2 protein-coding genes and 1 pseudogene are annotated in these 5,382 nt (G+C 69.4%); all 3 read left to right on the top strand.

Annotated elements, in window-relative coordinates; all coding sequences use genetic code 11:
* Window positions 1–1,973: alpha-1,4-glucan--maltose-1-phosphate maltosyltransferase (locus tag EAO75_RS05370; RefSeq protein ID WP_147994302.1), on the top strand; the 1,973-nt coding region annotated here is incomplete at its 5' end.
* On the top strand, window positions 1,970–3,670 hold the full coding sequence (gene treS, locus EAO75_RS05365; RefSeq protein ID WP_147993816.1) for a maltose alpha-D-glucosyltransferase: 1,701 nt from the start codon (window positions 1,970–1,972) through the stop codon (window positions 3,668–3,670). The genes EAO75_RS05370 and treS, both read left to right, overlap by 4 nt.
* An 83-nt stretch (window positions 3,671–3,753) precedes the next feature.
* Window positions 3,754–5,133, top strand: a pseudogene (locus tag EAO75_RS05360) (maltokinase N-terminal cap-like domain-containing protein); the annotation flags it as partial.
* Window positions 5,134–5,382 lie beyond the last annotated feature (249 nt).

Here is a 5,382-nt window from a genome sequence, read left to right as displayed (position 1 = left end):
ACGGGCGCCGGCCCGCGAAGGCGGTCACCGGCGAGACCTTCGAGATCTCGGCGACCGTGTTCCGGGAGGGACACGACGCCGTTGCCGCCAATGCCGTACTGACCGATCCGGACGGCCGCCCCGGCCCCTGGACGCCGATGCGTGAACTCGCCCCCGGCACCGACCGCTGGGGCGCCGACGTCACCCCCGGCGAGCCGGGCCACTGGACCTACCACGTGGAGGCCTGGGGCGACCCCATCAGCACCTGGCGGCACCACGCCCAGATCAAGATCCCGGCCGGAATGGACACGGAGCTGGTGCTGGAGGAGGGCGCGCGGCTGTACGAGCGCGCCGCCACCGCAGTGCCCGAGGGCGAGGGGCAGCCGGTGATCCTCACGGCCGCCGAGGCCCTGCGGGACGAAGGCCGCCCGGCCGCGTGGCGGTTGGCGGCAGCGCTGACTCCCGAGGTCGACGCGGTGTTGGGCCGGTATCCGTTGCGGGATCTGGTGACCGCCTCGGATCCGCTACCGCTGCTGGTCGAGCGCGAACGCGCCCTGTACGGCTCCTGGTACGAGTTCTTCCCCCGCTCCGAAGGCACCCCCGAGCAGCCCCACGGCACCTTCGAGACCGCCGCGCGCCGGCTGCCCGCGATCGCCGCGATGGGCTTCGACGTCGTCTACCTGCCGCCGATCCACCCCATCGGCACCACCTACCGCAAGGGCCCGGACAACACCCTGTCCGCCGGCCCCGACGACGTCGGCGTGCCCTGGGCCATCGGCTCCCCCGAGGGCGGCCACGACGCCGTCCACCCCGACCTCGGCACGATCGAGGACTTCGACCGCTTCGTCGCCAAGGCCGCCGAACTGGGCCTGGAAGTGGCCCTCGACTTCGCCCTGCAGTGCTCCCCCGACCACCCCTGGGTACACAAGCACCCCGARTGGTTCCACCACCGCGCRGACGGGACGATCGCCTACGCGGAGAACCCGCCGAAGAAGTACCAGGACATCTACCCGATCGCCTTCGACACGGACATGGACGGCCTGATCGTCGAGACGCTGCGGGTGCTGCGGCACTGGATGACCCACGGCGTGCGGATCTTCCGGGTGGACAACCCRCACACCAAACCGGTCGTGTTCTGGCAGCGGGTGATCGCGGACATCAACCGCACCGACCCCGACGTGATCTTCCTGGCCGAGGCGTTCACCCGCCCGGCGATGATGCACACCCTGGCCCAGACCGGCTTCCAGCAGTCCTACACCTACTTCACCTGGCGCAACGGCAAGCAGGAGCTGACCGACTACCTGACCGAGCTGTCCGGCGAGGCGGCGGCCTACATGCGGCCGAACTTCTTCGCCAACACCCCCGACATCCTGCACGCCTACCTCCAGGACGGCGCCCGCCCCGCCTTCGAGGTCCGCGCCGTCCTCGCCGCCACCCTCTCCCCGACCTGGGGCATCTACAGCGGCTACGAACTGTGCGAGAACACCCCCCTGCGCAAAGGCAGCGAGGAATACCTCCACTCGGAGAAGTACCAACTACGCCCCCGCGACTGGGAGACAGCCGAGCGTGAGGGGCGTACGATCACGCCACTCCTCACCAGGCTCAACACCGTCCGGCGCGCGAATCCCGCGCTGCGGCAGCTGCGCGATCTGCACTTCCATCAGGCGGACAAGGACGAGGTGATCGCCTACTCGAAGCGGCAGGGATCGAACACGGTTCTGGTGGTCGCCAACCTCGACCCGCACCACACCCAGGAGGCCACGGTCTCGTTGGACATGCCGCAACTCGGCCTGGACTGGCACGAGTCGGTGCCGGTGCGCGACGAGCTCACCGGCGAGACCTATCACTGGGGCAGGGCCAACTATGTGCGCCTCGAACCCGGCGGCGCGCATGTGCTTGTCGTCGGCTGGGGGTCCGGGGGTTATCCGCCGGATAGGCACAGCCGTGTTCTGCGACCGTCCACCCCGCAGATCGGAGGGTCACCCACAAAATGATCGTCAACGAGCCCGTTCAGGACACCTTCGAGGACACGCCTGCCAAGGATCGTGACCCGGATTGGTTCAAGCGCGCCGTCTTCTACGAGGTCCTGGTCCGCTCATTCCAGGACAGCAACGGCGACGGTGTCGGCGACCTCAAGGGCCTCACCGCCAAACTCGACTACCTGCAATGGCTCGGCGTCGACTGCCTGTGGCTGCCGCCCTTCTTCAAATCACCGCTCAGGGACGGCGGCTACGACGTCTCCGACTACACCGCCGTCCTGCCCGAATTCGGTGACCTCGCCGACTTCGTGGACTTCGTGGACTCGGCCCACCAGCGCGGTATGCGGGTCATCATCGACTTCGTCATGAACCACACGAGCGATCAGCACCCGTGGTTCCAGGAATCGAGAAAGGACCCCGACGGCCCCTACGGCGACTACTACATGTGGGCCGACGACGACAAGCAGTACGCCGACGCCCGCATCATCTTCGTCGACACCGAAGCCTCCAACTGGACCTTCGACCCGGTCCGCAAGCAGTACTTCTTCCATCGCTTCTTCTCCCACCAGCCGGACCTGAACTACGAGAACCCGGCCGTGCAGGAGGAGATCCTCTCGGCGCTGAGGTTCTGGCTGGACCTCGGAATCGACGGTTTCCGGCTGGACGCGGTGCCGTATCTGTATGCCGAGGAAGGCACGAACTGCGAGAACCTTCCCGCCACGCACGAGCTCCTCAGGCGAGTGCGCAAGGAGATCGACGCCCACTACCCGGACACGGTGCTCCTGGCGGAGGCGAACCAGTGGCCGGAGGACGTCGTCGACTACTTCGGCGACTATTCCAGCGGTGGCGACGAGTGCCACATGGCGTTCCACTTCCCCGTCATGCCGCGCATCTTCATGGCGGTGCGCAGGGAGTCGCGGTACCCGGTCTCGGAAATCCTCGCCAAGACCCCGGCCATTCCCTCCGGCTGCCAGTGGGGCATCTTCCTGCGCAACCACGACGAGCTGACCCTGGAAATGGTCACCGACGAGGAACGCGACTACATGTGGGCGGAATACGCCAAGGACCCCCGCATGCGCGCCAACATCGGAATCCGGCGCCGACTGGCACCCCTGCTGGACAACGACCGCAACCAGATCGAGCTGTTCACCGCCCTGCTGCTGTCCCTGCCCGGCTCGCCGATCCTCTACTACGGCGACGAGATCGGCATGGGCGACAACATCTGGCTCGGCGACCGGGACGCCGTGCGCACCCCCATGCAGTGGACCCCGGACCGCAACGCCGGCTTCTCGTCGTGCGATCCGGGACGGCTGTATCTGCCGACGATCATGGACCCGGTCTACGGCTACCAGGTGACGAACGTCGAGGCGTCCATGGCCTCGCCGTCCTCGCTCCTGCACTGGACCCGCCGCATGATCGAGATCCGCAAACAGAACCCGGCGTTCGGACTCGGCTCCTACACCGAACTCCAGTCGTCGAACCCGGCGGTCCTCGCCTTCCTGCGTGAATACGAGGACGATCTGGTCCTGTGCGTGCACAACTTCTCGCGGTTCGCGCAGCCGACGGAACTCGATCTGCGCAGGTTCAACGGCCGACATCCCGTCGAGCTGTTCGGCGGGGTGCGATTCCCGGCCATCGGTGAGCTCCCGTACTTGCTGACCCTCGGGGGCCACGGCTTCTACTGGTTCCGGCTGCGCAAGGACGCCGCCTGAGAGCCCGGCGGGGCGGTTTCCACCGCCCCGCCCGGGGCACGCAGAAGTAACACCCCGACCACCCGGGGAAAGGACGCGACGCCATGTCGGAAGCCGTCACCCCTACCGTCACCATCCCGCCCGGCCTCCTTGCGTCACTGGATCCACTGCTACGGGAATGGCTGCCACGGCAGCGGTGGTTCGCGGGCAAGGGGCGTCCGGTCACCGGGTTCTCGCTGGTCGCGGCGACCGAACTGCTGCCGCCCGGCGGCAAGCTGGGCCTGTACCACCTGCTGGTGCGCGCCCATCAGCCGCTCACCCCCCTGCCGGGCGCACCCGAGCAGCCCGCCGACTGCTACCAGCTCGTGATAGGCGACCGCGAGGCGCTCCCACCCCGGCTGGCGCCGGCGCTGATCGGGCACGTGACCGAGGGCCCGCTCACCGGACGCACGGTGTACGACGCCCTGTACGACGCCCGTCCCGCCGAGCTGCTCCTGGAGGCCCTGCGCACCGGGGCCCGGATCGGCGCGCTGCGCTTCGAGCGGGACCCGGGCCAGGAGATCCGGACCGCTCTGGTGCCACGCCTGGTCACCTCCGAGCAGTCGAACTCGTCGGTCGTCTACGGCGATACGTTCATCCTGAAGCTGTTGCGCCGGGTCGTGCCCGGCGTCAATCCGGACCTGGAGCTGCCGCTCGCGCTGGCCCGCGAGGGCTGCGACCGGGTGCCCGCGCCGACGGCGTGGTTCCGCTCGGAGCTGGCGGGTGAGTCGTATGTACTGGGCGTGCTCCAGCCCTTCGTGCAGGGCGCGGCGGACGGCTGGGAGCTGGCGCTGCGCGAGCTGGCCAAGGGCGAGGACTTCGCCGCGGAGGCGCGGGCGCTGGGGCGCGCGACCGCCGAGGTGCACACCGCGCTGGCCCGCACGCTGCCGACGGTGACGCTGGGGCACTCTCAGGTGCAGCAGTTGGTCGACGGCATGGTCGAGCGGCTGGACGCGGCCGCCCAGGCGGTGCCGGCGCTCCGGCCGTACGCACCCGCGCTGCGCTCGGCGTTCGAGGCGCTGGCCGAGCTCGCCGCCGAGGGCTGCACCTGGACCGCCCAGCGCATCCACGGCGATCTGCACCTCGGGCAGTGCCTGCGCTCGCCGGGCGGGCGTTGGTGGCTGATCGACTTCGAGGGCGAGCCGTCGAAGCCGCTGGCCGAACGGCGGATGCCGCAGCCGCCGGTGCGGGACGTCGCCGGGATGCTGCGTTCCTTCGACTACGCCGCCCACTCGGCCGACCTGCCGCTACCGGGCTGGGCCGAGGCCTGCCGGGCCGCGTACTGCTCCGGGTACGCGCAGGTCAGCGGCGCCGATCCGCGGACCGACCCGGTGCTGCTGCGGGCGTACGAGACCGACAAGGCGATCTACGAGGTCGTCTACGAGGCCCGCCACCGCCCGGACTGGCTCCCGGTGCCGCTGTCGGCCATAGGCCGTCTCGCCGCGGACGCCGGCGCCCCGTCCGGCTCCACCTCCTCCGCGATTTCGTCGTCCTCACGCAGGAAGACCTTGAGCAGGTCGGCCCGGCTGACGATGCCCTCCAGCATGCCCAGCTCGTTGACCGGCCGTCTCGCCGCGGACGCCGGCGCCCCGTCCGGCTCCACCTCCTCCGCGATTTCGTCGTCCTCACGCAGGAAGACCTTGAGCAGGTCGGCCCGGCTGACGATGCCCTCCAGCATGCCCAGCTCGTTGACC

The sequence above is a fragment of the Streptomyces sp. UW30 genome, from assembly GCF_008042075.1.
GTDB lineage: Bacteria > Actinomycetota > Actinomycetes > Streptomycetales > Streptomycetaceae > Streptomyces.
The sequence above is the reverse complement of the archived record's forward strand: the minus strand, read 5'-3'. Positions and strand labels throughout refer to the sequence as shown.

Excerpts from the sequence above, each read along its gene's own strand:
- treS (WP_147993816.1), top strand. The coding sequence starts at position 1,970 with ATGATCGTCAACGAGCCCGTTCAGGACACCTTCGAGGACACGCCTGCC.